Source organism: Mitsuaria sp. WAJ17 (genome assembly GCF_014174515.1).
Taxonomy (GTDB): domain Bacteria; phylum Pseudomonadota; class Gammaproteobacteria; order Burkholderiales; family Burkholderiaceae_C; genus Roseateles_B.
Window position 1 is genome coordinate 35,228 of the sequence record NZ_JACJUG010000009.1, and the last position, 26,755, is coordinate 61,982.

Below are 26,755 nucleotides of genomic sequence, written 5' to 3' on the forward strand. Positions count from 1 at the left end.
AGCCCGCTGACGCGGGCTTTTTTCTGCGGGCGCTCCAAGGCGGGGCATCCCGCCTTGGCGGGGGTCTTCAGGCCATGGCGAGCAGCCTGGCCTTCACGGCTGGCCATTCACTGTCGATGATGGAGAAATAGACAGTGTCACGCACCCGCCCAGAGGCGCAGACCATGTGCCGGCGGAAGATGCCCTCCTGCACCGCGCCGATGCGGGCGATGGCCGCGCGGGACTTCTCGTTGAGTGCGTCGGTCTTGAGTTCCACGCGATGCGCGCCCAGGGTCTCGAAGGCATGGGTGAGCAGCAGGGTCTTGGCCTCGGTGTTGACGCCCGTGCGCTGGTGGCTGGCGGCCACCCAGGTCCAGCCGATCTCCAGGCGGCGGTCCGCGGCGGAGATGTTGCCAAAGCGCGTGTTGCCCACGATGCGGCCGCTGCCGAGCTCGCGGATCACGAAAGGCAAGGCCTGACCCCGCGCCTGCTCGGTCAGCGCTGCCTCCACGTAGTCCCGCATCTCGGCTGGCGTGCTGACGCTGCTGGGAATCCAGCGCCACAGTGCGGGCTCCAGGCCCTGCTCGCAAAGGCCGTCCACATGGTCCAGGCTCAGGGGTTCCAGCTGCACCAGGCGGCCGGTCAGGGTGACGGGGCGGATGTTCAGGGGGGCAGGTCTTGTCATGGCGGCGTCCATGGCGTTCAGAGGTAGGGATCAGAGGCCCAGCTGGCGCATCCAGCGGGCCATGGCGGGTGAGGCGCCGGAGTCGAAATGCTCGATCAGGCGCTGGCGCTCGCCGGCCGCCCGGTTCTGGCTCAGCTTGGCCTTGGCCTGGATGGACCTCACCGCCACGCGCAGGCCGACGATGGCGCCCAGCAAGCGCTGCTGGTAGTCATCCGGCAAACCCAGCCATTGCAAGACATAGGCCGGATCGCGCGGCTGGATCAGGCGCTTGAGCAGGCGGTCCTTGGCCATGGCATCGTCCACGCGCTGCAGCCTGCCCTCGACCTCCAGGGCCAGGTAGTTCCAGGTGGGGACGTTGAGCGGGCTGTCGTAGTGCGAGGGCGAGACATAGGCATCGGGGCCGGTGAAGACCAGGCGCACAGACTGCCCCTCGACCAGGCCAGCCAGATGGGGGTTGCCGCGCGCCAAGTGCCCCTCCAGCCAGGACTGCCCGCCCTCCTCCACCCACACCATGGGCAGATGCAGGGCCAGCGGCGGCGCGCCAGGGTCTCGCGCGTCGGCGGCGACCAGCAGAGCCAGGGGGTGCTCGGCGACCAGCTGACGCTGTAGTGCAGGGTCGTCCAGCAGGAAGTGTTTGGGGGTGTACATGTGGTAATGACCGGGGATTCCGACAGGAAGGCCTCAGCATATGGTCTGAATTGGTACGATAAAAGATCCAATTCATTGCACATTGATGGATCCAATTCCATGAATGCGACGAACCACCCCGCCCTTCCCTTCGATGTCGCCGGCATCCGCCTGGACGGCCCGGGGCCCCTGACTCGCCAGCTGGTCGAGCAGCTGCGCCTGCGCATGCTGCAGGGGCAACTGCCTGCTGGCGCCCGCATGCCCACTACGCGCGAGCTGGCGGGTGCGCTGGGCCTGTCGCGCAACACGGTGGTGCGGGCCTACGAGCACCTGCTGGACGAGGGCCTGATCAGGAGCCGCGTGGGCGACGGCAGCTATGTGACCCCGCCCCTGGCGCAGATGAGGCCGGCAGCCTCGGGCTCGGAGTCCATGCCGGCGCCGGCGGCACCCATGCCACAGACCCCGCGCTGGCTGGGCCTGCAGGGCTTCACGCCTTCGCAGACGCCAGCCGGCGCGGTGCGGGCGTTCCGATGGGGCAGCCCGGCCATGGACCTGTTCCCGGCCGCGCTGTGGTCCCGCCTGCAGGCGCAGGCTTGGCGTCGCCATGACACGAGCGAGCTGGCCTATGGCGATCCCGCCGGCCTGCCCGCCCTGCGCGAGTGGCTGGCCGACTACCTGCGCAGCGCACGCGGCCTGGCCTGCCATGCCGAGCAGATCCTGATCACGGCCGGCGCCCAGCAAGGCATCACCCTGGCCGCCATGGCTCTGCTGGAGCCGGGCGACGAAGCCGCCCTGGAGTCCCCTGGCTACCGCTCTGCCGCAGCGGCCCTGGCCCTGACCGCCAAGCGCGTGCACCCGGTGCCGGTGGACGACCAAGGCCTGCGCCCCGCGGCCCTGCAGGCCCTGGGCCCGCGCTGCCGGCTGCTCTACGTGACACCCTCGCACCAGTTCCCCACCGGCGTCGCCATGAGCCTGCAGCGCCGCATGGATCTGCTGGACTGGGCCCGTCGGCAGCAGGCTTGGATCCTGGAGGACGACTACGACAGCGAGTACCGCCACGTCGGCTTGCCGCTGGCGCCGCTGGCCAGCCTGGACGGCGCCGGCCGCACGCTCTACGTGGGCAGTTTCTCCAAGCTGATGTTCCCGGGCCTTCGCCTGGGCTACCTGGTGGCACCCCGCGGCTGGCTGCCGACCCTGGCCCGGCTGCGCGCCGTGATGGACCGCCACAGTGCCAGCATGGACCAGCAGGTCATGGCCGACTTCATCGCCCAGGGGCACTTCCTGCGCCATGTGCGGCGCATGCGGCGTGCGGCCCGGGAGCGGCGCGATGCCCTGCTGGGCGCCTGGACCCGGCACATCGAGCCGCTCGGCCTGCCCCTGCCTGCGCCCGAGGCGGGTCTGCATGCCTACCTGCCCCTGCCCGATGCCGCCCTGGAACGCCGCCTGAGCGAGGCCGCCGGCGCCGCTCAGTTGGAGGTCGGGGCCATGCGGCGCGTGGGTGGCCTGCCCGAGGCCTCGGCGCGGGCGGGCCTGGTGCTGGGCTTTGCGGCACTCCCGCCCCTGGCCACCGTCCGCGCCGTGCAGACCCTGGCCCAGGCCTGGCGGCCGGTCCTGGGCTGAGCATCAGGAGTCTGGTGGAGCGCCCCGCGCGTTGAGGCAGCGGGGCCGCGCCCCTCGCCTCAGGCAATGGCCGGATAGAGGCCCAGCCCGTCCGGCCAGGTCGTCAGCACCTCGAAGCCGGTCTCGGTGACCAGCACCATGTGCTCCCACTGGGCCGACAACGAGCGGTCCTTGGTGACGACGGTCCAGCCGTCCTTCATTTCCTTCACCTCGCGCCGGCCGGCGTTGATCATGGGCTCGATGGTGAAGATCATGCCCGGCTGCAGCTTGAGGCCTTCGCCGGGGCGGCCGAAGTGGTTGACGTGCGGGGCGTCATGGTAGATGTCGCCGATACCATGGCCGCCATACTCGCGCACCACGCTGTAGCCATCGCGAAAGGCAATGCTCTGGATGGCGTGGCCGATGTCGCCCAGCGTGGCGCCCGGCTTGACCTGGCGGATGCCGGCGCACAGCGCTTCGTAGCAGGTGTTGACCAGCCGGCGCGCCGCCAGCTTGGGCTCACCCGCGAAGAACATGCGGCTGCTGTCACCGAACCAGCCGTCCTTGATGATGGCCACGTCGATGTTGACGATGTCGCCATTCTTCAGGATCTTGGACGGCGTGGGGATGCCGTGGCAGACCACCTCGTTGACCGAGCTGCAGATGGTCTTGGGAAAGCCGTGGTAGCCGACGTTGGCGGGGATGACCTTGAGCTCGTTGACGATGAAGTCATGGCAGAGCCGGTCCAGGTCTTCCGTGCTGACGCCGGGCTTCACATGCTCGCCGATCATGGCCAGCACCTGCGCCACCAGACCGGCGGCCTCGCGGGCCTTGGCGATCTCCTCGGCATTGCGGATCTTCACAGGCGGATTCATGACGGCAGGCTCCCCACGTGCTGGACCACGTGCATTCTCAAGTGCAATTGGACGGCCTCGGACGGGCCCATGAAAAAACCCGCCACAAGCACGCTTGGGCGGGTTTCTCAATGCTGTCTGGCGGAGACGGAGGGATTCGAACCCTCGATGCAGGTTTTGCCCACATACTCCCTTAGCAGGGGAGCACCTTCGGCCACTCGGTCACGTCTCCAGCAGAGCCTCGCAGTATAGCAGTGCTTTTTCTGGCTCCGCTACAAATTCCTGATTTTTTATCAGGCGGCGTCCTGGTCCAGGTCGAAGGCACGGTGCAGGGCGCGCACGGCCAGCTCCATGTACTTCTCGTCGATGACGACGCTGGTCTTGATCTCACTGGTGGAGATCATCTGGATGTTGATGCCTTCCTCGCTCAGTGAGCGGAACATCTTGGAGGCCACGCCCACGTGCGAGCGCATGCCGATGCCCACGATAGAAACCTTGCAGATGCGCGGATCACCCAGCACTTTGGCCGCGCCGGTGGCCGGGGCCACGGTCTTCTCCAGCAGTTCCATGGTGCGCTGGTAGTCGTTGCGGTGCACGGTGAAGCTGAAGTCGGTCTTCCCGTCGTGCGAGACGTTCTGGATGATGACGTCGATGTCGATATTGGCTTCCGCCACGGGGCCGAGGATCTGGAAGGCGATGCCCGGCTTGTCAGGCACGCCCAGCAGCGTCACCTTGGCCTCGTCGCGGTTGAAGGCGATGCCCGACACGACGGCTTGTTCCATGTTTTCGTCCTCTTCAAAAGTGATCAGGGTGCCGGACTTGGCTTCCTCATTGATGTCGATGTCCCAGGGCGTAAAGCTGGACAGCACGCGCAGCGGCACCCGGTACTTGCCGGCGAATTCCACCGAGCGGATCTGCAACACCTTGGAGCCCAGCGACGCCATCTCGAGCATTTCCTCGAAGCTGATGCTCTTCAGGCGGCGCGCCTCAGGCACCACGCGCGGGTCGGTGGTGTAGACGCCATCGACGTCGGTGTAGATCAGGCACTCGTCGGCCTTCATCGCGGCGGCGATGGCCACGGCCGAGGTGTCCGAGCCACCGCGGCCCAGCGTGGTGATGTTGTTGTGCTCGTCGATGCCCTGAAAGCCGGTGATGACCACCACCTTGCCGGCAGCGAGATCGGCGCGCACGCGCTGATCGTCGATGCTCTCGATGCGGGCCTTGGTGTAGGACGAATCGGTGGCCACAGGCACCTGCCAGCCGGTGTAGCTGACGGACTCCAGCCCTTCGGCCTGCAGCGCAATGGCCAGCAGGCCCACGGAGACCTGCTCGCCTGTGGCGGCGATCATGTCCAGCTCGCGCATCAGCGCCGGGCTGCTGCTGGCGGGCGAGAGTTCCTTGGCCAGGCCCAGCAGGCGGTTGGTCTCGCCGCTCATGGCCGAGGGCACCACCACCATCTGATGACCGGCGCGCGCCCACTTGGCGACGCGCTTGGCCACGTTGCGAATACGGTCGGTCGAGCCCATCGAGGTGCCGCCGTACTTGTGAACGATCAATGCCATGGTTGTGAAATTGCGCGGAGTTGGAGGGGGTTTCTTGCGCCGCGGTCGCAGAGGCCGATTCTACGGTTGGCCTTGGCGAAGCACGAAGCCCCGCCAGGCCACCGACCCGTGGTTCAGACCCACGTCAGGAAGCGTCCGGCAGCCAGCTCAAACGCAGCCAGGGCCCCTCGCCCTGCCCCCGCCAGCGTGCATCCAGGCCCAGGGCGGGCACCCACATCAGGCGCGCCTGCGGCCCCGTTTCCCCAGGGAAATCCGCATAAACCAGCGGCCCGCCACGCCCCAGTGCCGGCACGCCCGCAGCCTGCCAGGCCTTCTTCAGGGACCGCGCAGGTGTGCCGGGCGCCCGCTGAAACTGCTCGCTGCCTTCGCGTGGACGCAAGATCACATTGCGCAATAGCGATGAACCTACGGCTTCCGACGAAGGCTCATCCGCCACATCGACCTGGAAACGCCCGCGCCAGGCCGGGCAGGCGTGCAGGCCGGGCCGACTGAGGTCCAGGCGGCAGTCCGCCGGCCAGGCAAGCATGGGCGCCCGCGCCGGCAAGGCCAGCAGGCTGCCCTGGTGCGTCTGGATCACCTGGTCACCCGCCGGCCAGGCGGCACCGTGCGCGGCGCGACCCACCTCATTCAGCAGGCGGCTGACCAGGCTGGCGGGCGCGGGCCGGCCCAGACAATCACGCAGCCAGTGCCGCAGCAGATTGCTCAGGCGCGGCCGGGAGAGCACCTCCCAGGCCTTCAGGTCCAGTCCGGACGGCGCCTTCATCCAGACCCGCAGGTCCTGATCGGCGATCTCGTCCAGCAGGGCGCCCGCCTCCTGCGCCCAGCGGGCCGACTGCGCCAGGGCAGCCTCGGCCCCCGGGAAACAGGACTGGAGCCCGGGCCACAGCTGCAGGCGCAGACGGTTGCGGGCAAAGCGAGGGTCGGCATTGCTCTCGTCCTCGACATGGTCGAGCCCCAGTGCCTGCACATACTGCTCAATGCGTTCGCGCGGCTGATCTAGCCAGGGGCGCGCCCAGACCAGGCCCTCCCGCGCCTGTTTCTGGGGCATGGCGGCCAGGCCCGCCAGCCCGGCCCCGCGCAGGGCCTGCAGCAGCCAAGTCTCGGCCTGGTCCCGCCGATGATGGGCCAGCAGCAGCAGGGTGGCCCCCGCCTCCTGCGCCATGGCCTGCAGCGCGGCATGGCGACCCTCGCGCGCCCAGGCCTCGATGCTGTCCCCCGGGGCCGGCGAGCCGTTCAGCCGCCGCCAGCGCAGCTCGACCGACAGACCGCGCGCCGCCCAGGCCTGCACCTGCCGCTGCAACTGGGTCAGCCAACCATCCGCCTGCGGACTCAAACCATGGTGGACATGCAGGCCCAGCACCCGCAAAGCAAAGCCCTCATGTGCCAGGGCCTGCGCGCAGCGCGCCGTGGCATGCATGAGGGCGGTGGAGTCGCGGCCGCCGCTCCAGGCAACGGCCACGCAGGCGCCAGGGGCGCTCGAGTCGGGCTCAGCGGTTCTTGGTGTCGCTGAATCGGCCATAGGCCTGCAGGCGATCGTAGCGGCGGTCCAGCAACTCCTTGGGCTTGAGGTCAGAGACCTGGCGCAGCGCGTCAGACAGTGCGCGCTTCAAGTTGGAGCACATCTGCTTGGGGTCGCGATGAGCGCCGCCCACCGGCTCATTGACGATCTTGTCCACCAGGCCCAGGGCCTTCAGGCGGTGGGCGGTGATGCCCAGGGCCTCGGCAGCGTCGGGCGCGCGCTCGGAGGTCTTCCACAGGATGGAGGCGCAGCCTTCCGGCGAGATCACCGAGTAGGCGGCGAACTGCAGCATCAGCACCTGGTCGGCCACGCCAATGGCCAAGGCACCGCCGGAGCCGCCCTCGCCGATCACGGTGGCAATGACCGGCACTTCCAGCTGCGCCATCTCGAAGATGTTGCGGCCGATGGCCTCCGACTGGCCACGCTCCTCAGCACCGATGCCGGGGTAGGCGCCCATGGTGTCGATGAAGGTGAAGACCGGCAGGCCGAACTTCTCGGCCAGCTTCATCAGGCGCAGGGCCTTGCGGTAACCCTCGGGACGCGGCATGCCGAAATTGCGCAGGGTGCGCTCCTTGGCATCGGCGCCGCGCTGGTGGCCCACGACCACGCAGGGCTGACCGTTGAAGCGGGCGATGCCGCCCACGATGGCGGCGTCATCGGCGAAGTGGCGGTCGCCGTGGAGTTCCTGGAATTCGGTGAAGACGTCCTTGCAGTAGTCCAGGGTCTGCGGACGCTGCGGGTGGCGAGCCACCTGGTAGGTCTGCCAGGGCGCGACGCTGGAGTAGATGTCCTTGGTGAGCTGCTGGCTCTTCTTGGAGAGGCGGTCGATCTCCTCGGAGATATCGACGGCGGACTCGCTCTGCACGTAGCGCAGCTCTTCGATCTTGGTTTCGAGTTCGGCAATGGGCTGCTCGAATTCGAGGAAATGTTTCTTGCTCATCAGTCGTCCTGATTTCAAAAAGCCCATCGCGCAAGCCCCGGCTGCAAGCCTGGGCGGCACCTGGGCCGAGGCTGCAGCTACCCCTTCTTGGGGGCTGGCGCAGCCGGTACGGGATGGGCTAGTACTCCACCGGTAGCGGATCGAGACTTCGCCAAATGTACCATGTGGCTACCGAACGGTAGGGCGCCCAGGCCTCCCCGACTTCCCGCGCCTCGGCCCGCGAGACAGGCTCGCCCGAGAAGTAGTTCTCGCTGATGCCCTTGAGCAGGCCCAGGTCGTCCAGGGGCATCACATTGGGGCGCATCAGGTGGAAGATGAGGAACATCTCGGCCGTCCAGCGCCCGATGCCACGGATGGCAACAAGCTCCTCGATGATGGCTTCGTCGTCCATCTGCGTCCATTGGCGCACATGCACACGACCGGCCTCGAAGTGCTCGGCCAGATCCCGCAGGTATTCCACCTTGCGGGCGGACAGGCCGGCGCCGCGCAGCGCTGCCACCTCCAAGGCCAGTACGGCGGCCGGCTGGATGCGGTGGACCGGGCCGGCCACGAGAGCGGAGAACCTGTCCCAGACGGACTGCGCCGCCTTCACCGAGATCTGCTGACCCACGATGGAGCGGGCCAGGGTCGTGAAGGCGTCGGCCTTGCTCTGCAGGCGGGCCTCGCCGAACTGGGGGATGAGCTTCTTCATCACCCGGTCGCGCTTGACCAGGTGCTTACAGGCCTCGTCCCAGTAGTCCGGAGTGACCCCGGCGGCAGACGAGCGCGCCATCAGGCCTTCATCCAGCTCGTGCCAGTGGGCGAATCTTGCAGCACGATGCCGGCCTCCAGCAGCGCCTTGCGGATGCGGTCGGCCTCGGCAAAGTCCCTGGCGGCCTTGGCGGCGGCGCGGGCCTCGATCTGGGACTGGATAGCGGCTTCGTCCAGGGTGCTGCCCGCTTGCAGATAGCTGCGCGGCGATTGCTGCAGCAGGCCCAGTGTGCCGGCCAGGGCCTTCAGCAGGCCGGCCTCGGCGGAGGAGCGGCTGCGGTTGACACTGGAGGCCAGGTCGAACAGGACGGCCAGGGCGGCGGGGGCGTTGAAGTCCTCGTCCATGGCTGCCTTGAAGGCCACGGCGGCCGGATGGTCCCAGTCGATGGCGCTGGCGGCAGCAAGCTCCACGCCGTCCAGCGCGGTGTAGAGGCGGCGCAGGGCCTGGCGGGCATCGTCCAGGGCGGCATCGCTGTAGTTGATGGGGCTGCGGTAGTGGGTGCGCAGCATGAAGAAACGCACCGTCTCGCCGTCGTAGCTCTTCAGGACGTCCTGGATGGTGAAGAAGTTGCCCAGGGACTTGGACATCTTCTCGTTATCGACATTCAGGAAGCCGTTGTGCATCCAGTAGCGCACAAAGGGCTTGCCCAGGGCGCCCTCGCTCTGAGCGATCTCGTTCTCGTGGTGCGGGAACTGCAGGTCCAGGCCGCCACCGTGGATGTCGAAGGTCTCGCCCAGCACGGCGCAGCTCATGGCTGAGCACTCGATGTGCCATCCAGGACGGCCGGGACCATAGCGCCCTTCGTATTTGGCGTCGGCTGGCTCGTCGGCCTTGGCGGCCTTCCACAGTACGAAGTCCAGCGGGTCGTGCTTGCCTTCGTCCACGGCCACACGCTCCCCCGCGCGCAGCTCGTCCAGGTTGCGGCGCGACAGCTTGCCGTAACCCTCGAACTTGCGCACGGCGTAGTTCACGTCGCCATTGGTGGCTTGGTAGGCCAGGCCCTTCTCCTCGAGCAGACCGATCATGTCCAGCATCTGGCCCACATACTCGGTGGCGCGCGGCTCATGGGTGGGGCGCTCGACGCCGAGGGCGCCGATGTCGCGGTGCATGGCGTCAATCATCTCGTCTGTCAGCTGGCGGATGGTGATGCCGCGCTCCAGCGCTCGCTTGATGATCTTGTCCTCAATGTCAGTGATGTTGCGGACATAGGTCACCCGGAAACCGGAGGCCTTGAGCCAGCGCTGGACCACGTCGAAGGCCATCATCATGCGGGCATGGCCCACATGGCAGAGGTCGTAGATGGTCATGCCGCACACATACATGCGCACATGGCCAGGCTCGAGGGGGGCGAAGGGCTCGACCGCGCGGGTCAGGGTGTTGTAGATGCGCAGGGACATGGACTCGCAGGGCGAAAGAGTTGACGCCGGACAGGGCCTTCGCCGCCAGAGGGCAAGGCTGTGCAGGGCCAGCTTATAGAATCGTTCAGTATACCGATTGGGCTCCCGCCACCTCCGCCCCAACACATGAAGTCCCGCCACCTCGCCCTGCCCCGACTCCTCTCCCTCCTGCTGGCCGCCGGCCTCGCCTGGAGCACCCCGGCCATGGCAGCCGGCGAGCTGGAGAAGGCCCAGCAGCAATGGCTGCAGGGCCACCAGGCCGAGGCCAAGAAGACCCTCGAGACAGCCCTGGTCGAGGACCCCAACAATGCTCGCATGCGCTTCGCCCTGGCGCTGATGCGCATGGAGTCCGGCGAGACCCCACAAGCTGAGATCCTGCTGCGCCGCCTCACCGAGGATTTTCCGGACCTGGCCGATCCCTTCAACAATCTGGCCGTCATCCTGGCTGCCCGCGGCGACATCGACGCCGCCCAGGAAGCCCTCCAGCGCGCCGTCAGCCTGCAGCCGGAGCATGTGCAGGCCCAGGAGAACCTGGGCGACGTGCTGCTGCAGCTGGCCGCGCGTGCCTATGCTGTCGCGGCCAGGCCGGGCCCGCAGAGCTCGGTCAATGCCGGCCTGAAGCTGCGCCGCACCCAGGAACTGCTGCGCGGGCTGAACGCCCCCGCCCGCTGAGCGAGAATGCGCCGGTCGGCCGCCCGCGGGCGGCCCGTCCTTTACACCCTGGAACCTCGTCAAGGGAGTCCCGCCACATGGCCTTTGCCACCCCGCCTCGTTCCCATCTGGGCCGCCTGCTCGCCGCCTGCACCCTGCTGCTGGCCGCCATGGGCACCCAGGCCCAGGTCGTCAAGCTGGCCACCAGTCAGGGCGACATCCGAGTCGCTCTGGACGCTGAGAAGGCGCCCAAGACCGTCGCCAACTTCCTGCAGTATGTGAAGGCCGGCCACTACAACGGCGTGATCTTCCACCGCGTGATCGACGGCTTCATGATCCAGACCGGCGGCTTCACCGACAAGCTGGTGCAGAAGCCCACCCGTCCCGCCATCCCGCTGGAAGACAAGTCCGGCCTGAAGAATGAGCGCGGCACCCTCTCCATGGCCCGTGCCGCCTTCCCGGATTCGGCCACCGCGCAGTTCTTCATCAACGTGGCGGACAACTCCGGCCTGGATGCCGAGAACACCCGCGATGGCCGCGGCTATGCCGTGTTTGGCCGCGTCATCGAGGGCATGGAGGTCGTGGACAAGATCCGCGCCACGCCCGTCGCCGCCCAAGGCATGTTCCAGCACCTGCCGACCACCCCCATCTTCATCAACAAGGCCACAGTGGAGTCCAAGCCATGAGCAAGTTTGTCGAAATGACCACCAACAAGGGCGTGATCCGCCTTGAACTGGACGAGGTCAAGGCCCCCGTCACCGTTGCGAACTTCCTGAACTACGTCAACAAGGGCCACTACGACGGCACCATCTTCCACCGCGTGATCAAGCGCTTCATGATCCAGGGTGGCGGCTTCACCGCCGACATGGACCAGAAGGCCACCGACGCCCCCATCCAGAACGAGGCCAACAATGGCCTGAAGAACGCTCAGTACACCATCGCGATGGCCCGCACCAACGCGCCGCACTCGGCCTCGGCCCAGTTCTTCATCAACACCGTGAACAACGACTTCCTGGACTTCAAGTCCGAGTCGCCCTCCGGCTGGGGCTATGCCGTCTTCGGCAAGGTGGTCGCCGGTGCCGAGGTGGTCGCAGAGATCGAGAAGGTCGCCACCGGCAACAAGGGCGGTCATGGCGACGTCCCCAAGGAAGCCGTGGTCATCGAGAAGGCCGTTGAAATCCAGGGCTGATACCCTGCCCTGCCTGGATGCGCTGCCAGGAGAGTGGATCGCCCCGCCGCAGTGGCGGGCGATCGATCTCATCTCGGACCTGCATCTGGCCGAGGACACCCCTGACACGCGCGCCGCACTGGCTCACTACCTGAGCCACACATCGGCGGACGCCATCTTCCTGCTGGGCGACATCTTCGAGGTCTGGATCGGCGACGACGCCCGGCACCAACCCTTCGAAGCCGGCCTGCTCGCGATGTTCGCTCAGGCCGCCGCCCGCACCCCCCTCTTCTTCATGGCCGGCAATCGCGACTTCCTGCTTGGCGCGGCCATGGCCCGCGATGCCGGACTCACCCGCCTGGCCGACCCCTGTCTGCTGCAGGCCTTCGGCCAGCGCTACTTGCTGAGTCACGGCGATGCCTGGTGCCAGGAAGACCACGACTACCAGGCCTTTCGCGCCCAAGTGCGCAGCCCGGCCTGGCAGCAGGCCTTCCTGGACAAGCCTCTGCAGGAACGCCGGGGCATTGCCCGCGGCCTGCGCGAGCGCAGTATGGCGCAGAAGGCCGGGCAGGCGGATCACCCCGAACTGTGGGCCGACCTGGACGCCGACTGTGTCCGCGCGGCGCTGCGCTCGCAGGCCTGCCGCACGCTGATTCACGGCCACACCCACCGCCCGGCACGACACGCCCTGGGCGAGGGCCTGAGTCGCGAGGTCCTGAGCGATTGGGACCTGGAGGCATCAAGCCCGCGCGCCGAGGTGCTGCGCCTCGAACCCGCTGGCCTGCGACGACTCCCCCTCGCCGCCGCAACGGCCTGAGCATGCTGCATCGACTGCTGCAGGCCTGGCAGGACCGGCGCGAGCGCCGCCAGTTGGCGCGCCATGCCATCCCCGATGCCCTGTGGGCGCTCACACTGGCCCGCTACCCCTTCATCGCCCGCCGAAGCAGCGCCGAACTCGCTGCCTTGCGCCGCCTCAGTTCCCTGTTCCTGGCCCGCAAGGAGTTCCATGGCGCGGGCGGCTTCCAGGTGAGCGACGAGGTGGCCGTGGCCGTCGCCGCCCAGGCCTGCCTGCCCGTGCTAGCCCTGGGCCTGGAGGCCTACGACAGCTTCGTGGGCATCGTCATGCACGAGTCCCAGGTCGTGGCCTCTCGCGAGTTCATGGATGAGGACGGCGTGGTCCACCAATACGAGGAGGAGCTGGCCGGCGAGGCCATGGAAGGCGGCCCGCTGATGCTGGCCTGGAGCGAGCTCCAGCCCGACCCCGCACTGGGCGCCGGCCCGGTCTACAACGTCGTGATCCACGAGTTCGCCCACGTGCTGGACATGGCCAACGGTGCGCCCGACGGCATACCTGCCCTGCCGTCCGCGGAGGCCACGCAAGCCTGGATCGAGGTCATCGACCCGGCCTGGGAGCACTTCTGCGGGCGTGTCGATGCGGGTGAGGACACCCTGATCGACCCCTATGGTGCAGCGTCCGTGGAGGAGTTCTTTGCCGTGGCCTCGGAGGCCTTCTTCGTGGAACCCGCCCGCATGCGGCAGGAGCATTCGGCGCTGTATGCGCTCTTCGCGGGCTACTACCGCCAGGATCCTGCAGCCGGCTGAGCCGCTGCATGCGCCCCATGCGGGCGCACGCGCCGCCCGGGCCCTACCCATGCCCCCCCGCGGCGGGCACCGCACCCGGTACAGGCCTCAGGGACCGGGATGGAGGTACACGCACCGGCCCCGGGGCCTCCGCACCGTTGCACAACCCCTCCCCCCGACAGGCACGGGCGCGCACCTCCTTCCCGGCCGCCGAGGCCTAGTCGATCGCATCCGAAGTGCAGACCAGCAGGCGGGCCAGCACGAAGGCCAGGTCTTCGGCCGACAGTACCGCCACCACCTCACGCGCCGTCTCCAGGGCCTGGGCGATGTTGTGATCCCCCGCCAGCACGCAGCGCAGATGCTGGAACACCTCGAAGGGCAGAACATCGTAGGCATGGGCCACGCGCAGGAACTGGCGGTCGATGCGCAAGGGCGCCTCGGTCGGCAAGGGGCAGGAAGAGTTCATGTTCAGCGGTCCTGCTTCAGGCCCAGCGCCAGGGCCACGCGGTGCCCCTCGCCATACAGGCCCTTGTTCACCCCCCGGATCACCTCGGACACCGTGCGGTACTTGAAGCCGTGCATGCGGGCGAATTCGCTGAGGGTAAGGCCCTGACTCTGAAGCGTGCGCTTAGCAGCTGCAGGCGAGGCCTGGGCGTGCAGATACCGCTTTCCACCTTCCACACCCAGGCCATCCGTTTGTGGATCGTCCATGATGGCCAATGAAATCTTGTTGAACGGATGCCTATGGTATTTCAACAAATAAAAAATGCCAGGCCAATTCATGGCAAATTGTTTCCATCTGTGAGACCAACAAGCGAAGTATCCCCTCAATTGAGGAAACAATGACAGCTAGTCATTCTCGTTTGTTGGTGAGACACTGCCACAAACCATTCACCGTCAAATCACAGTGAAAAACAAAGACATCGACCAGGACTCCTCGAACGCTGGCATTGGCGACCGCCTCCGGGCGGAGCGCCAGCGCTTGGGCTACATGCAGGCAGACTTCGGCGCAGCCGTCGGCGTCAGCAAGACCACGCAGTTCAACTACGAAGCAGGCGACCGCACGCCGGATGCCCGCTACCTGCGCAAGGCGGCGGCCCTGGGCCTGGACCTGCTGCACGTGGTCATGGGCACACGGGACGACAGCAGCGCCGACCGCTACATCCGCGTCCCCGCGCTGGAGGCCCAGACCCAGGGCGGCACAGCGCCGCTCAAAGAAGATGGCGCGCCGTACGAGGCCAGCGGCCTGTGCTTCGGCAAGGACTGGCTGGAGGCGCGCCAGCTCTCCGCACCCCAGCTGAGCGTTGTGACGGTGCGCGGCTCGTCGATGGAGAGCGTGCTCTTCGACGGCGACCAGGTCCTGGTGGACCAGCAGGATCGGCGGCCGCGCAGCGGCTTCGTCTACGTGCTGCGACAGGGCGAGGAGCTGCTGGTGAAGTACTGCCAGATGCTGCCGGGCGGCATCCTTCGCGTCACAAGTGCCAATCCCTCCTTTGCAGCCTATGACGTGGACCTGGCCCACACGACGGAGTTGGAGGTCATCGGCCGCGTCGTGGCCTCCCTGCACGAATGGTGAAGATGCCGCCAGCCGCCGGGCCCGCCCCATGAAAAACGCGCCCCGAGGGGCGCGTTTCAGTGGGTCAGTGGACGGAAGCCCGCGGGTCTCAGCCCGCCGTGGCCGCCTCGGCCTTGGGCGGCTTGCTGTCTGACTTCTTGCCGTTGGGCACGATGTCCAGCTGCACCTCGCCCGCCGCATCCACGTCCACCGTCAGGCGACCGCCATCAACCAGCCGGCCAAAGAGCAGCTCGTCGGCCAGGGCGCGGCGGATGGTGTCCTGGATCAGGCGCTGCATGGGGCGTGCGCCCATCAAGGGATCGAAGCCCTTCTTCGCCAGTTGCTTGCGCAGGGCGTCTGTGAAGGTGACCTCCACCTTCTTTTCGGCCAACTGGCTTTCCAGTTGCAGCAGGAACTTGTCCACTACGCGCAGGATGATCTCCTCGTCCAGCGCACGGAAGGACACGATGGCATCCAGCCGGTTGCGGAACTCGGGGGTGAACAGGCGCTTGATATCGGCCATCTCGTCACCCTGCTGGCGCTGGGTGGTGAAGCCGATGGTGGACTTGTTCATGATCTCGGCGCCCGCATTCGTCGTCATGATGATGATGACGTTGCGGAAGTCGGCCTTGCGCCCGTTGTTGTCCGTCAGCGAGCCGTGGTCCATGACCTGCAGCAGCACGTTGAAGACGTCCGGGTGAGCCTTCTCGATCTCGTCCAGCAGCAGCACGCTGTGCGGCTTCTTGGTGATGGCCTCGGTCAGCAAGCCGCCCTGGTCGAAGCCCACGTAGCCCGGAGGCGCGCCGATCAATCGACTCACCGCATGGCGCTCCATGTACTCGGACATGTCGAAGCGGATCAGCTCGATGCCCAGGATGTAGGCCAGCTGCTTGGCCACTTCGGTCTTGCCCACGCCCGTGGGGCCCGAGAAGAGGAAGCTGCCGATGGGTTTGTCCGGCTTGCCCAGCCCAGAGCGCGCCATCTTGATGGCGGCCGCCAGGGCGTCGATGGCGGGATCCTGGCCGAAGACCACGCTCTTGAGGTCGCGGTCCAGACTCTTGAGCTTGCCGCGGTCGTCGCTGGAGACGCTGGCCGGCGGGATGCGCGCGATCTTGGCGACGATATCCTCGACCTCGGCCCGCGTGATGGTCTTCTTCTGCTTGCTCTTGGGGAGAATGCGCTGGGCGGCGCCGGCCTCATCGATCACGTCGATGGCCTTGTCCGGCAGATGGCGGTCATTGATGTACTTGGCCGAAAGCTCGGCCGCCGCCTGCAAGGCGCCCAGGGCGTACTTGACGCTGTGGTGCTCTTCGAAGCGGGACTTCAGGCCCTTGAGAATCTCGATGGTCTGCTCCACCGAGGGCTCAGCCACATCGACCTTCTGGAAGCGCCGGGACAGCGCGGCGTCCTTCTCGAAGATGCCACGGTACTCGCTGAAGGTGGTGGCGCCGATGCACTTCATCGCACCAGAACTCAGCGCAGGCTTGAGCAGGTTGCTGGCATCCAGCGTGCCGCCCGAAGCCGCACCCGCCCCGATGAGCGTGTGGATCTCGTCGATGAAGAGAATGGCGTTGGGCTGGTCCTTGAGCTGCTTGAGCACAGCCTTCAGGCGCTGCTCGAAGTCACCACGGTACTTGGTGCCGGCCAGCAGCGCGCCCATGTCCAGGGCATAGACCTGGGCTTCGGCCAGCACGTCGGGCACATCGCCCTCGGTGATGCGCCACGCCAGGCCTTCGGCGATGGCCGTCTTACCCACACCGGCTTCACCCACCAGCAGCGGGTTGTTCTTGCGGCGGCGGCACAGGACCTGGACCACGCGCTCGACCTCGGCCTCGCGACCGATCAGCGGATCGATCTTGCCGTCCTTGGCCTGCTGGTTGAGGTTCTGGGTGAACTGCTCCAGCGGCGATCCCTTACCGCCCGCGCTGGCACCCTCACCCTCCTCGCGCTCGGCCTCGCTGCCGCTGCCCTGGCCGTCCTGCCCCTTGGGGGGCTCGGGCGGCTCGCTCTTCTTGATGCCGTGGGCGATGTAGTTGACCACGTCCAGCCGCGTCACCCCCTGCTGGTGCAGGTAGTAGACGGCGTGCGAGTCCTTCTCGCCGAAGATGGCGACGAGCACATTGGCGCCGGTCACCTCCTTCTTGCCGCTGCCAGTGGACTGCACATGCATGATGGCGCGCTGGATCACCCGCTGGAAACCCAGCGTGGGCTGGGTGTCCACCTCTTCGGTGCCACCGACCGTGGGCGTGTTGTCCTTGATGAACTGCGACAGACTCTTGCGCAGGTCATCGATATTGGCCGAGCAGGCACGCAGCACTTCCGCCGCGGACGGGTTGTCCAGCAAGGCCTGCAACAGATGCTCGACGGTGATGAATTCGTGGCGCTGCTGGCGCGCCTCGACGAAGGCCATGTGCAGGCTGACTTCAAGTTCTTGGGCAATCATGCGGCCTCCATAATGCACTGCAAGGGATGGCCGGCACGCCGGGAGGCGGCCAGCACCAGTTCGACCTTGGTCGCAGCCACGTCCTTGGTGAAGACACCGCAGACGCCGCGACCTTCGTGATGGATCTTGAGCATGATCTGGGTGGCCGTGTCCAGGTCATGGCGGAAGAACTCCTGCAACACCATCACGACAAACTCCATGGGAGTGAAATCGTCGTTGAGCAGCAGCACCTGATAAAGGCGCGGGGGCTCGGTTTTCTGGGGAACTCGCTCGAGGATGACGGTCCCGTCCGCATCGTCACGGCCAGGCACTGCGCCGGGCGGCTGGCCCGGCGGCACGGGGGGCTGGTGGGGAAGATCTGGCATGGACCGATTCTATAGAGAGCCATATGGCCTCACATGGCGCTGGCTTGATCATGATTCAAGGACCCGGCCTTGAAAAAGTGATGTGCACTGCCCTCTCCGCCATATTCGCGCCAAATGCCACGGCCGCCTCCATTTCAGACCCTCAGCACCTCGGGGGAGGCCCCGAATTGACACGCAGGCGACAGAGCTTTGAGAATCCGCCTCGGTGCGATAGACACCGGGATGGAGAAGGAAAATGCAACAAGGAACCGTAAAGTGGTTCAACGATGCCAAGGGCTTTGGCTTCATTGAACCTGAACAAGGCGGCGAAGACGTGTTCGCCCATTTCTCGGCGATCCAGATGGAGGGGTTCCGTACCCTCAAGCAGGGCAGCAAGGTCAGCTTCGAGCTGGTCGCCGGCCCCAAGGGTCAGTTGGCCCAGAACATCACGCCGATCGGCGGAGAGGCGGCAGCTGGCTGATTCACACGATCTGACGACTGCGTCGGGACAGTCTCGCGCTGAGCGGCAGGCCTGATACCAAGCCGCCAGCGTCGCAGCCCAACTCCCTGCCGCCCTTGAGGTCGGTTCGCCAGCTCATTTGCTTGGCTGGCTCGTTGGCGACTTCGTTGACCGATTCGTCGGCCACCTAATTGGCCGCTTGGTTGGTCATGCGTTGGCCGCTTAGTTGGCCGCATTGTTGGCCGCATTGTTGGCCGCATTGTTGGCCGCATTGTTGGCCGACTCGTCGGCCAGCTCGCCGTCCAATTTCCAAGACCGACCCTCAAGCCACCACAGCGCGCCCTGCACCACAGGAGCGCGCTACTGGTACTTGTGCGCAACCCCATGCCACGCTGGCAGCGCAACGACAAGAAAGCATCAAGGGCGCCCCCAAAAAATGCATGCCCGGCATAGGCGAAGGTTTCATGCGCCCCACCAACGAAAAAGGCACCCGAAGGTGCCCTGACGCAAGACGCGGCGCGAGCGCCGCAGGCATCACATGTGGTCAATCATCATAGGTACTCTCCTATGAAATGCATCGCAATGCTGGCACGAATGGCCCCAATCATGGCCCCATTCTGAACACCACCCTCAGGGCTCCTGAAGATGGGGCAACGCCCTCGCAAAACTGAAAAGCTGTATATTTATACAGCATGAAGGTGGCTGTACTCAGGTTGAGGAAAGACGGGATGAAGCTGGCCCGCGATCAGCTAGGCGCGCCGTCCGCGGGCTGGCTCACTGTCGACCGCTGGAGGCTATCCAACCGCTTCGAGGATCGCATGGTGACCTCGGCCACCCTCAGATGCGGGCCGGGACGCGGCGCCTCTTATGTAATCCCGGCAATCCACGACTGCGTACTGACAGCTATGGACGAACGCGGATTCTTGCTGACGGGGCGAGAGGCCTCCGACCACCTCCAGGAGCCCGGGCCCCGACAAGCCTGGTGGTGCCAGGTCAGCGAGTAGCTAGAAGCTGGTCGGTCCGGTGAGCATCTGACAGATCGAACAGCTCAAGGGCAGGCGGCCTGATCAGAGCAAGGGCCTGGTCGGCGGGACCACGCAGCCAGGCCTCCCAGGCTGCGGGGTCCAGATGCACCAACGAGCGCTTGTCCTGAGCATCTGCCGGCAGAACTGGGTCAGGCTTGTGCAGGCGGTTCAACAACGGATGCTGGTCGCAGTTCGTAGTGATCATGGTGAAGTTGGGCACCACCTCGCCAGACCGCGGATCGACCCACTCCGACCATAGCCCTGCCAGTGCCCAGGGCAGCCCGTCGGCGCGTCGCAACTGCCACCAGATATTCTTGCCAGTCTCCCAGTTCGGCTCCTGATACCACGCAGCCGGGACGACGCAGCGGCGCCCTCTCGCCCAGGCCTCACGGAAGGTCACCTTTTTCTCAATGCCTTCGATCCGGGCATTGTTCGTCGACCTCGGCCGCCCCTGCTTCCCAGGCACCTTGGACGGCAGACGATCAATACGCTCAGGTTGCCCGGGACGGATCAGGCCCCATTGCCCCACGACGCACTCCAGCCCTTCCCCGCCGGCTCGCAAAAAGGCCCCGCGGCCGAACGGGCCAACGATGGGCGCCTCAAGGAATGGATCAGGTACCAAGGTCCGGAAGTAGGTGACGATGTCGCCCTTGGGGCTCACGTGGTAGAGGTTGCACATGTCTATCCCTCTGGAAGCATCGTCGACGAATTCAACGACGCATCCAAGACTAACAACATCATCCAGAAGCCCCTGGTCAAGCCACTCACGGAGCACCCCGTCGAGCTGTGCCAGCCCGGCAGCAAAAGCAGGGGCGCCACCATGAGTAGCTGATCAAGGGCGTGCTCGTTTTGCACCGAATGCCCCTTCAAGCCGGCCACAAAAAGCCTAGGCGCCACCATGAGTAGCCTCATCCTGGCACTGCTCGTTTCGCACCGAACGGCTCTGCAAACCGGCCATAAACGTCAAAGCGGCAACCTGTGTTCTCTTATGCTTTGTCTTGCTGCAGAAGTTCAGTAGGTGGGGAGTGAGGGGCCAAAACAGCACCTCTCCCCGCTCTGAGCGCAGCGAATCTGCCTTGAGAATCAACGCCTGAAAGGAGCACCTAATTGATGAAACGCTTCAACAAACAGCAGCGCTACTGCGCCGCACAAGCGCAAAAAAGCCCGCCAAAAGGCAGGCTCAATTGCCCAGGTGAAAGCCTGGCAACCACCCGTCACCTTGATGAAGGGCAGCCGTCTGGGGAGACAGCCAAACTTTATACCTGTGGCGGGACCTCGACGCAAATCTGCCTTACCTTTGAAAGGGCAAACATGCAAAAAGTTCCATCCGAAGAGGTTCAAGCGAAGCCGGCAACGCGCCGGGAAAAACTGCTCAGTGACACGACGGCGGTTGCTGGACTGCTCTTCAGCTGCACGTCGTTGGTCTGGCAGGTATCCGTTCTGCTGCACCAGATTCAGGCGCTGATGGATGTCTTGTCCAACGTAGCGTAGCCCCTCGCTAGAAAAGCTGGCCCGGCAAACCACGCCGGGCCAGTAAATTCACCAGCGACGGTGACCTGAGGCAAGTGTCGGGACCGCCGCAGCGTCCAGCACCTGCTGCTGACGGAAGGCCAATATGAGGGCGGCCCCGGCTTTGCGCCTCTCCACGGGGCCGGACAATGCTCGGCCCCTCCTCTCACTCACTTGCGCAGTTTGTCCTGCACGGCAGCTCAGTCACCAACATGCGCCCGGCGCAACGGCATGCTGAGCAAGATTTAGAACAACCCAGCCGGCTCGGCAGCCTGATCCCATGACCAGATCACCAGCTCCTTGCGATCTGCCTTCTTGGCCCCGCCTCCGACCGTATAGCTGATGTCCAGGCTCTCCATGTAGAAGCCTTCGAAGCAGGCCCGGATGTCAGGGTGATCGTTGATGCTGATCATCGCCTTGCCCTGCAGCTCGCCCATGACCTGAGCCATCAGCCGGTACTGCTCGAATGGGAAGGCCACTCCGTAGCCCTCAGTCTGCCAGTAGGGCGGGTCGAGGTAGAAGAACGAATGCGGTCGATCGTAGCGGCGCATGCACTCGCGCCAGTCCAGCCGTTCGATGTAGGTGCTGGCCAAGCGCAGGTGCGCCGCGCTCAGCTGCTCCTCAATCCGCAGCAGGTTGACCGGGGGCGCAGTAGTTGCAGTCCCCCAAGTCTGCCCTTCGACTTTGCCACCGAAGCATTGGTGCTGCAGGTAGTAGAAGCGGGCCGCACGCTGGACGTCGGTGAGCGTCTCGGGCGGGGTGTCCTGCAGCCACTTGAAGACCTCACGGCTGGAAAGCGCCCACTTGAACTGGCGCACGAACTCCTCGAGGTGATGCTTGACGACGCGGTATAGGTTGACCAGGTCGCCATTGACGTCGTTGATCACCTCAACATCCGCCGGGGGGCGCAGGAAGTACAGAGCCGCGCCCCCTGCGAAGACTTCGACGTAAGTCTTGTGCGGAGGGAAGCGCGGGATGAGTTGATCGGCCAGGCGCCTCTTGCCGCCGATCCAAGGAATGATGGGTTGAGCCATGTGGGTCCAATTCGTGGTTACACTGCGCCCCGCCTCCCGGGAGGCAGGTGGGGCCTTGGCTGGGCTCACAGGCGCGATCTGTGGGTTTGGTGACCTCAGGCGGTGTTGCTGCACTTCCTGGGGTCGCCCTGCTTCTTTATTGCCGGAGAGGCTTCGCTATTGCGTCGTACTGCCGCTCGCAGAGCCGGCCGCTGACGCGGGCCTGGTCGGCATACTCCGCAAGTTCTCCCGCAGCCTGATCAAGCCGGCCGAGCAGCTCGGCGAGCAGATCTCCGGCGCCGGCGGCTGCCGCGCCTCGTTCGGTAGCTCGGGGATCTCCGGGGCAGGCACCACCACCGGCAGCGACGGCAAGCTCGGCGACACGTTGGCGCAGGCCGTCAGCAGTAGCGCGAGCAGCGCGGGCGTCGGCTTGAGCAGCCTGGCGGGCGATTTGTTCAGCATCTCTTGCCTCTTGCATGGTCTTGCCGCGCGCCGCGGCCATGGCTGCCCGTTCGGCCGCCGCTTGGTTGATGGCCGCCAGCTGGCGGGAGTGCTCAGCCTGCAGCTGGGCGCGCAGGGCCTCGGTCTGAGAGACCGCAGCCTCCAGGCGCAAGGTCTGCGTGCCCAGGGCGGCCGACAGGATGAAGAAGGCCCCCAGCGTCAGCCAGGTGCGGGCTGAGATTAGCGAGAGCGGACCGATCATGAGAATGCCTCCAGCGCCAGGTCGTAGCGCTTGCGGCGGTCCTCGAGCCCGGCGAGCGCCGGGCCGTTGATGGCACGAGTTACCGCGACGACGTCGCCGGCGTCAGCGCCCCGGAGGCAGCCGGCCGAGACGAAGAACCAGGCGCCCGTCATCGCGGCATGTGCAGGCGTCTGCACCAGGTCAGGCTGCGACTTGTAGGGCGCGTTGATCGCAGCCTCCGCAGCGAGGTAGTTGGCCCGCCCCGTGAGCTGCAAGAGCCCCCGGCCGCGGTACCGCCAGCCATCGCCCGACGCCTCGTCGCCGTTGCCATTCCTGTTCGCATAGGCACGGTTGGCCAGGGCCTGCGGGTTGCGCAGGTACTGCGCCGCCTCGGCCATCGTGGCGAAGCGCGAGGGCCACATGACGCGGATGCGTTCCGGCGTCGTGTAGTACAGCCCCTCCTCCAGCGTGCTCAACCCGGCCGACTCGTGGGCGCATTGGCTGATGAACGCTGCCTCCCGCTTCGGCGAGTTGATGCCGAAGCGCACGCAGGCCTCGGCCAGCGGCGTCGCGAAGATCTTGGCCAGCGTGGGCGTGATGCCGGCCGCAATCAGGGTATCGATGCTGATCATGACTGCTGCCCCTTCAAGACATCGCGCACGTCAGAGGCGGCGTCCTCGGCCAGTTCGCCGATGTCCTTACCCTCACGGCGAATGAGCCAGGTGAAGATCGCGCGGACCAGGGCCCAGCCCGGCAGCCCGCACAGAAAGCTCAGGCCGAACAGGACCGCCAGGCCGAGCGGGCCAGAGATGGCCAGATCACTCATGCCAACCCAGTGCAGCAGCCAGGCGCCGCCCGCGATGGAGCTGACCAGCGTGCTGATGAGGCCCACGGCCCACTCGCGACCAGAGCGCGGCGGGGTCATGAGCATGACGACGGCCGCGGCCAGGCTGAACGCCCCCGCGGTGACGCCGGCGGCGCCGCCGACGAGTTTCCAGCCAGCGAGCCCGGCGACGCTGCTCGATGTAGGTTCGGCCATATGCCTCCCGATAGAGTGAATCGATGAAATGAATGGCCCGCACCTGCGGGCCGGGGCCGTCCAGGGCGTCATCACTCCCTGGTGGTGGGGACGCGCCGCAGGCAGCCGAATGCGAGGGCGCCGTAGCCCCCACCCTGAGCACTGGCCGTCACCGGCCGACGATTGCCGCACTCGACGCGGCCGCACTCGTCAGCGCCGGGTCGAGAGCAGGTCGGACAGGCCTTCGGAGGCTCAGGCCTCGGCCGGCGTGAAGTCGACATAGAACTTCTGGCCAGGCGCGTACTTGCCGTGCAGGGCCGGGTTGTTGATGTAGATCTCGCAGTTGGCCTGGGGCGACCACTTCGCGAAAGTGTTGTCTTCGTCCGAGCCGTCCTCGGGGTAGCCGCCACTCTTGGAGACGGCGTTGAACTTGACACGCTCGGCGCAGACGTTGCCGGCGTGGTCGACGGTGCGGTCGACAGAGGTGACGACGAACTTGGCTCGCATGGGAGTACTCATGGGTTTCCTTGTGGGTGAGTGCCGCGTGGATGCGCGCGGCGCGCGTAGAAAGGCCCGCCGCGGCATGCCGGGGCGGGCCTCGTGAAGGGGCGGAAGGGGCCTAGCTGCAGACCATCCAGGACTCGCGGGGCGTGATGTGCGAGATGTCGTCGCGGAAGCGGCGGCGACCGCCGGCGACGGCCGCCGCCTCGAAGAGCTCATTGCAGAACCAGGCGTCAGGCTCTGCCCAGTCCCGCCTCAGCAGAAAGCCGAAGATCGCGGTCCAGTCGTAGGGCTTGCCCAGCTGAGCGCGTACGAAGTCCAACGCGGCCTGCTCGTCGACGAGCGGGATCTCGATCTCCTCGATCACCGAGTACTCCTCGACGATGTCGATCAGCCGGCGACGACGAACGCCACCATGCGCGAAGGTCGAGTCGATCACATGCTCGCTGTCCTCGACGATCACCAGGTGCGACCAGGGCGACCAGGACCAGGCGCGAATCAGCCAGGAGCCCAGCGTGCGCTTGCGGCAGAAGATCACTTTCATAGTCAACCTCCGAAGTAGAGTTTCAACAGGGCGGCTTGCTCGCTGGGGCGGGCGGGCGTTCCTTGAATGCGAGCCTTGAGCGACGCGTCCACGCCGGGGGTGCCGGCGGCGATGATGGCGTCGATGCCCTGCCCCACAAAGGGGTGCTTCACCCAGATCCACTTGCGAACCTTGCAGGACTCAAGGAAGGCCCGAACCGTCGGGTCGGTGCTGCCCAGCACGGCCAGCTGAGCTGCCTCGAAGCGATCGAAGAACGGGCCGACGTCCACGTAGAAGGAGGTGTCCTCCTTCACCGCGGCGTCGTTCAGGGTGGCGAACTGGTTCATGCAATCCTCACGTGCGAATAGGGGGAGGCGCCGGCGCTATAGCCGAAGATCATCGACAAGCTGCCGACCCAGTCAGGCGTGCCCCGCAGCTGGGCGGTGCTGATGTCCTTCCAGTCGTACAGGCTGGCAGCCAGCACCGTGCACGCGAAGGACTTCCCATTCACCCCCTCCACCTTCAGGACGTTTCCCAGAGACGCGGTGTCGCGGAAGCTGAAGGACGGCACCCAGTTGATGCCATCCGTGCTAACGAGGAAGGGGAACGCACTCACTGCGTTGTAGACCCCGTAGCAGTTGGCATAGAACCGCCCCTCGACCGCGTTGTAGAAGATCTGGTAGGCAGCGGACGACGTCGACAGCAGGAAGCACCCGTTCTGCTGCGTCAGGTCAACAGTGGTCCAGGTTGTTCCGTCCGTGGTCCGCTTCAGCTTCCCGTTCGCGCACGACACCAGCGTTACCGTGGGGCTCGAGGCGATGTACTTCTGAGGGCACAACTCCCAGCTCACGCCCGTCCTGACCGCCGTGTCGATGAGCACGTTGGTGAAGTTGGTCCCGTCGGTCGTCTTGTTGATGTTGAGGAATTGATTCCCCATGTTGAAGACCAGGAACCCGCCAGCAGCCGGGGAGTAGTGGACGCCAGCGATTTGCACGGAACTTCCGCCCGAGGGGGTCACGCTGGTGTAGCTCCCGCCGCCATTGGCGGTTGTGCGGATGGACCCTGCAGACGCCAGCAGCGCATTCTGCATAACAGCGAGCCCCAGCGTACCCGCCGGATTAAAGGCGATGCCGCTGAAGTAGGCCCCGCCAGGGAGCCCGCTGGACTGACTCCAGGAACTGGATGCGGAGGTCTTGTAGATCCCGCCTGTCGCAGTCCCGATGCCGACCAGTGCGATAGTCCCGTTTGCGCCAGCCTGCGCCGCACCCATCGAGCCACTGTCCAACGAACTGGACCCGCTCATCGCGCTCCAATTCGACAGATCGGTCGTGAGCACTGCACCAGGAGCGCCGTTTGAGACCAGTGTCACACTGACATACCGCGTGCCGTCATAGAAGAGGTGGGCATTCAGGTTTGCCGCCTCTGCAGTTTGAATGGCCCCAGTTCGAGTGGACGGAATGTCCACGTAGGCGCCGGCGGGCACGCGAGCCACGTAGCCAGCATAGGCTGCGCTGAAGGCGCGCAAGAAGCCGCTGCGCAGGTACTCCCGCTGGCCGCTCTTGAAGTAGTTCAGCGCGCCATAGAAGGGGACGTGCTGCCCGATCTCGATGTCCGGTGCGATGACCTGCGAGCTGTTCGGCAGGCCCGCGTTCATTGGATTCCCCATGGGCACCTCCGTTCAGTAGCGCGCCACGTCGGCCGAGACGTTGATGTAGGCAGGCAGGGCCGAGACGGCCGAGGCCGCCGACACGGCCAGCAGCTCATTGAGGCCCAGCTTCTTCTCGTAGCGCAGCACCGAGCCATCGTTGCCGTTGTTCAGCAGATTGACCGACGCGCTGGTGCCATTGGTTCCAGCGCTTGCCGCCATCGGCGCCCTGAACTGGTAGGCCATGCGACAGAGCCGAACACCAGTGTTGAGCGTCAGCGCTGAGAACGGCGTCCCATTGACGGTCAGGGTCGCGCTGCTCACGCCCGTGACGATGCCGAGGACGCCATCATTCGCCTGCCTGCCAGCGTTGCCTGCGGCAAACACCATCACCAGGTCACCGGGGCGCCAGCCGTCGAGGAAGAAATCACCGGTGGAGCGCGTGATCGTGCTGACCGTCATGGCCGCAGTGCCGGTGGCAGCGCCGGTGGTCGTCAGCACCTGGCCGAGCCACAGGATCACATCCTTGGCCGCAGCGTCCGTGCTGGTGGCCGTGATATCGATGACGCTGCCGCCACCAAAGAGCAGCGGCGACGTCACGCCTGCAGCTGCTGCGGCGAGCGCATCGACGAGCACCTTTGCCTGGGTACCGTCGGCCGCGATCAGGTTCGCGATGCCGTTCTGGAATGCGGCCGGGACGGCGGCGTTGAGGGGGGAAGACATG

General features: G+C 66.0%; 31 protein-coding genes and 1 tRNA gene. 9 read left to right on the forward strand and 23 right to left on the reverse strand.

Translation table 11 applies throughout. The features are described 5' to 3' along the window. Positions 1 to 67: 67 nt before the first annotated feature. Both H5407_RS09030 and H5407_RS09035 read right to left on the reverse strand, forming a co-directional pair. Complete coding sequence (locus H5407_RS09030; RefSeq protein WP_183104119.1) at positions 68 to 664, reverse strand: GNAT family N-acetyltransferase; 597 nt, start codon at positions 662 to 664, stop codon at positions 68 to 70. A 30-nt stretch (positions 665 to 694) separates the two neighbouring features. Further along, positions 695 to 1,312 (reverse strand): FMN-binding negative transcriptional regulator, encoded by a 618-nt coding sequence (locus H5407_RS09035; RefSeq protein ID WP_183104120.1) that lies wholly within the window; start codon positions 1,310 to 1,312, stop codon positions 695 to 697. A 99-nt stretch (positions 1,313 to 1,411) separates the two neighbouring features. On the opposite strand from H5407_RS09035, the gene H5407_RS09040 reads away from it, so the two are divergent. Then, positions 1,412 to 2,911 carry a PLP-dependent aminotransferase family protein gene (locus tag H5407_RS09040; protein ID WP_183104121.1) on the forward strand — a complete coding sequence of 500 codons (1,500 nt, stop codon included), beginning with the start codon at positions 1,412 to 1,414 and terminating at the stop codon, positions 2,909 to 2,911. 59 nt (positions 2,912 to 2,970) lie between these two features. Here the strand turns inward: H5407_RS09040 and map are convergent, their stop codons facing one another. The 7 genes from map to cysS form a co-directional block, all read right to left on the reverse strand. Further along, positions 2,971 to 3,765, reverse strand: a complete 795-nt coding sequence (gene map / locus H5407_RS09045) for a type I methionyl aminopeptidase (protein WP_183104122.1) — start codon at positions 3,763 to 3,765, stop codon at positions 2,971 to 2,973. Between the two features lie 118 nt (positions 3,766 to 3,883). Beyond that, positions 3,884 to 3,976, reverse strand: a tRNA-Ser gene (locus tag H5407_RS09050). 61 nt (positions 3,977 to 4,037) lie between these two features. After that, positions 4,038 to 5,306: an aspartate kinase gene (locus H5407_RS09055; protein WP_183104123.1), complete on the reverse strand. Its 1,269-nt coding sequence runs from the start codon at positions 5,304 to 5,306 to the stop codon at positions 4,038 to 4,040. A gap of 124 nt (positions 5,307 to 5,430) precedes the next feature. Then, entirely contained in the window at positions 5,431 to 6,765 is a 1,335-nt protein-coding gene (tilS, locus tag H5407_RS09060) for a tRNA lysidine(34) synthetase TilS (protein WP_310737633.1), read from the reverse strand. A gap of 28 nt (positions 6,766 to 6,793) precedes the next feature. Beyond that, positions 6,794 to 7,765, reverse strand: coding sequence for an acetyl-CoA carboxylase carboxyltransferase subunit alpha (locus H5407_RS09065; protein ID WP_183104125.1), 972 nt, complete (start codon positions 7,763 to 7,765; stop codon positions 6,794 to 6,796). A gap of 118 nt (positions 7,766 to 7,883) precedes the next feature. Next, complete coding sequence (locus H5407_RS09070) at positions 7,884 to 8,537, reverse strand: DNA-3-methyladenine glycosylase (protein WP_183104126.1); 654 nt, start codon at positions 8,535 to 8,537, stop codon at positions 7,884 to 7,886. Continuing rightward, positions 8,537 to 9,913: a cysteine--tRNA ligase gene (cysS, locus tag H5407_RS09075; RefSeq protein ID WP_183104127.1), complete on the reverse strand. Its 1,377-nt coding sequence runs from the start codon at positions 9,911 to 9,913 to the stop codon at positions 8,537 to 8,539. Before cysS ends, H5407_RS09070 begins: the two co-directional genes overlap by 1 nt. A gap of 126 nt (positions 9,914 to 10,039) precedes the next feature. Here cysS and H5407_RS09080 point away from each other — a divergent pair, with 126 nt between their 5' ends. From H5407_RS09080 to H5407_RS09100, 5 genes are all read left to right on the forward strand, one after another. After that, positions 10,040 to 10,585: a tetratricopeptide repeat protein gene (locus H5407_RS09080; RefSeq protein ID WP_183104128.1), complete on the forward strand. Its 546-nt coding sequence runs from the start codon at positions 10,040 to 10,042 to the stop codon at positions 10,583 to 10,585. A gap of 149 nt (positions 10,586 to 10,734) precedes the next feature. After that, on the forward strand, positions 10,735 to 11,250 hold the full coding sequence (locus tag H5407_RS09085) for a peptidylprolyl isomerase (protein WP_255501171.1): 516 nt from the start codon (positions 10,735 to 10,737) through the stop codon (positions 11,248 to 11,250). Further along, positions 11,247 to 11,753 (forward strand): peptidylprolyl isomerase, encoded by a 507-nt coding sequence (locus H5407_RS09090; protein ID WP_183104130.1) that lies wholly within the window; start codon positions 11,247 to 11,249, stop codon positions 11,751 to 11,753. The genes H5407_RS09085 and H5407_RS09090 overlap by 4 nt, the downstream gene beginning before the upstream one ends. Continuing rightward, entirely contained in the window at positions 11,737 to 12,549 is an 813-nt protein-coding gene (locus H5407_RS09095; RefSeq protein ID WP_255501161.1) for a UDP-2,3-diacylglucosamine diphosphatase, read from the forward strand. The genes H5407_RS09090 and H5407_RS09095 overlap by 17 nt, the downstream gene beginning before the upstream one ends. A gap of 2 nt (positions 12,550 to 12,551) precedes the next feature. Next, complete coding sequence (locus tag H5407_RS09100; protein WP_183104132.1) at positions 12,552 to 13,334, forward strand: zinc-dependent peptidase; 783 nt, start codon at positions 12,552 to 12,554, stop codon at positions 13,332 to 13,334. Positions 13,335 to 13,530: 196 nt separating this feature from the next. Here H5407_RS09100 and H5407_RS09105 read toward each other — a convergent pair whose 3' ends face one another. After that, complete coding sequence (locus H5407_RS09105) at positions 13,531 to 13,779, reverse strand: hypothetical protein (protein WP_183104133.1); 249 nt, start codon at positions 13,777 to 13,779, stop codon at positions 13,531 to 13,533. Between the two features lie 2 nt (positions 13,780 to 13,781). Further along, positions 13,782 to 14,024 (reverse strand): DNA-binding protein, encoded by a 243-nt coding sequence (locus tag H5407_RS09110; RefSeq protein WP_183104134.1) that lies wholly within the window; start codon positions 14,022 to 14,024, stop codon positions 13,782 to 13,784. Positions 14,025 to 14,220: 196 nt separating this feature from the next. Between H5407_RS09110 and H5407_RS09115 the strand changes: the two genes are divergently transcribed. Further along, the gene (locus H5407_RS09115; protein WP_183104135.1) at positions 14,221 to 14,889 is read left to right on the forward strand and encodes a S24 family peptidase; all 669 of its coding nucleotides are present in this window, start codon (positions 14,221 to 14,223) and stop codon (positions 14,887 to 14,889) included. 88 nt (positions 14,890 to 14,977) lie between these two features. Here H5407_RS09115 and clpA read toward each other — a convergent pair whose 3' ends face one another. Next, positions 14,978 to 17,311 (reverse strand): ATP-dependent Clp protease ATP-binding subunit ClpA, encoded by a 2,334-nt coding sequence (clpA, locus tag H5407_RS09120; RefSeq protein WP_183104136.1) that lies wholly within the window; start codon positions 17,309 to 17,311, stop codon positions 14,978 to 14,980. Then, the gene (gene clpS / locus H5407_RS09125) at positions 17,308 to 17,676 is read right to left on the reverse strand and encodes an ATP-dependent Clp protease adapter ClpS (protein WP_183104137.1); all 369 of its coding nucleotides are present in this window, start codon (positions 17,674 to 17,676) and stop codon (positions 17,308 to 17,310) included. Before clpS ends, clpA begins: the two co-directional genes overlap by 4 nt. Positions 17,677 to 17,911: 235 nt before the next feature. On the opposite strand from clpS, the gene H5407_RS09130 reads away from it, so the two are divergent. Beyond that, the gene (locus tag H5407_RS09130; protein WP_183104138.1) at positions 17,912 to 18,136 is read left to right on the forward strand and encodes a cold-shock protein; all 225 of its coding nucleotides are present in this window, start codon (positions 17,912 to 17,914) and stop codon (positions 18,134 to 18,136) included. A 972-nt stretch (positions 18,137 to 19,108) separates the two neighbouring features. On the opposite strand, the gene H5407_RS09135 is transcribed toward H5407_RS09130, so the two are convergent. Beyond that, positions 19,109 to 19,819 carry an SOS response-associated peptidase gene (locus tag H5407_RS09135; protein ID WP_183104139.1) on the reverse strand — a complete coding sequence of 237 codons (711 nt, stop codon included), beginning with the start codon at positions 19,817 to 19,819 and terminating at the stop codon, positions 19,109 to 19,111. Positions 19,820 to 20,250: 431 nt separating this feature from the next. Between H5407_RS09135 and H5407_RS09140 the strand changes: the two genes are divergently transcribed. Beyond that, complete coding sequence (locus H5407_RS09140; RefSeq protein ID WP_183104140.1) at positions 20,251 to 20,631, forward strand: hypothetical protein; 381 nt, start codon at positions 20,251 to 20,253, stop codon at positions 20,629 to 20,631. A 263-nt stretch (positions 20,632 to 20,894) separates the two neighbouring features. Here H5407_RS09140 and H5407_RS09145 read toward each other — a convergent pair whose 3' ends face one another. The 9 genes from H5407_RS09145 to H5407_RS09185 form a co-directional block, all read right to left on the reverse strand. Continuing rightward, on the reverse strand, positions 20,895 to 21,683 hold the full coding sequence (locus H5407_RS09145; RefSeq protein ID WP_183104141.1) for a DNA adenine methylase: 789 nt from the start codon (positions 21,681 to 21,683) through the stop codon (positions 20,895 to 20,897). Positions 21,684 to 21,819: 136 nt separating this feature from the next. Beyond that, positions 21,820 to 22,365 (reverse strand): DUF2514 family protein, encoded by a 546-nt coding sequence (locus tag H5407_RS09150; RefSeq protein WP_183104142.1) that lies wholly within the window; start codon positions 22,363 to 22,365, stop codon positions 21,820 to 21,822. After that, entirely contained in the window at positions 22,362 to 22,976 is a 615-nt protein-coding gene (locus H5407_RS09155; RefSeq protein WP_183104143.1) for a glycoside hydrolase family 19 protein, read from the reverse strand. Before H5407_RS09155 ends, H5407_RS09150 begins: the two co-directional genes overlap by 4 nt. Then, the gene (locus H5407_RS09160; protein WP_183104144.1) at positions 22,973 to 23,383 is read right to left on the reverse strand and encodes a hypothetical protein; all 411 of its coding nucleotides are present in this window, start codon (positions 23,381 to 23,383) and stop codon (positions 22,973 to 22,975) included. Before H5407_RS09160 ends, H5407_RS09155 begins: the two co-directional genes overlap by 4 nt. 231 nt (positions 23,384 to 23,614) lie before the next feature. After that, positions 23,615 to 23,881 (reverse strand): hypothetical protein, encoded by a 267-nt coding sequence (locus H5407_RS09165; RefSeq protein WP_183104145.1) that lies wholly within the window; start codon positions 23,879 to 23,881, stop codon positions 23,615 to 23,617. A gap of 100 nt (positions 23,882 to 23,981) precedes the next feature. After that, positions 23,982 to 24,407: a hypothetical protein gene (locus tag H5407_RS09170; protein WP_183104146.1), complete on the reverse strand. Its 426-nt coding sequence runs from the start codon at positions 24,405 to 24,407 to the stop codon at positions 23,982 to 23,984. Positions 24,408 to 24,409: 2 nt separating this feature from the next. Further along, positions 24,410 to 24,733, reverse strand: coding sequence for a hypothetical protein (locus H5407_RS09175; RefSeq protein WP_183104147.1), 324 nt, complete (start codon positions 24,731 to 24,733; stop codon positions 24,410 to 24,412). Continuing rightward, positions 24,730 to 26,040 (reverse strand): hypothetical protein, encoded by a 1,311-nt coding sequence (locus H5407_RS09180; RefSeq protein WP_183104148.1) that lies wholly within the window; start codon positions 26,038 to 26,040, stop codon positions 24,730 to 24,732. The genes H5407_RS09175 and H5407_RS09180 overlap by 4 nt, the downstream gene beginning before the upstream one ends. Before the next feature lie 24 nt (positions 26,041 to 26,064). Next, positions 26,065 to 26,754 carry a hypothetical protein gene (locus tag H5407_RS09185; protein WP_183104149.1) on the reverse strand — a complete coding sequence of 230 codons (690 nt, stop codon included), beginning with the start codon at positions 26,752 to 26,754 and terminating at the stop codon, positions 26,065 to 26,067. Position 26,755 lies beyond the last annotated feature (1 nt).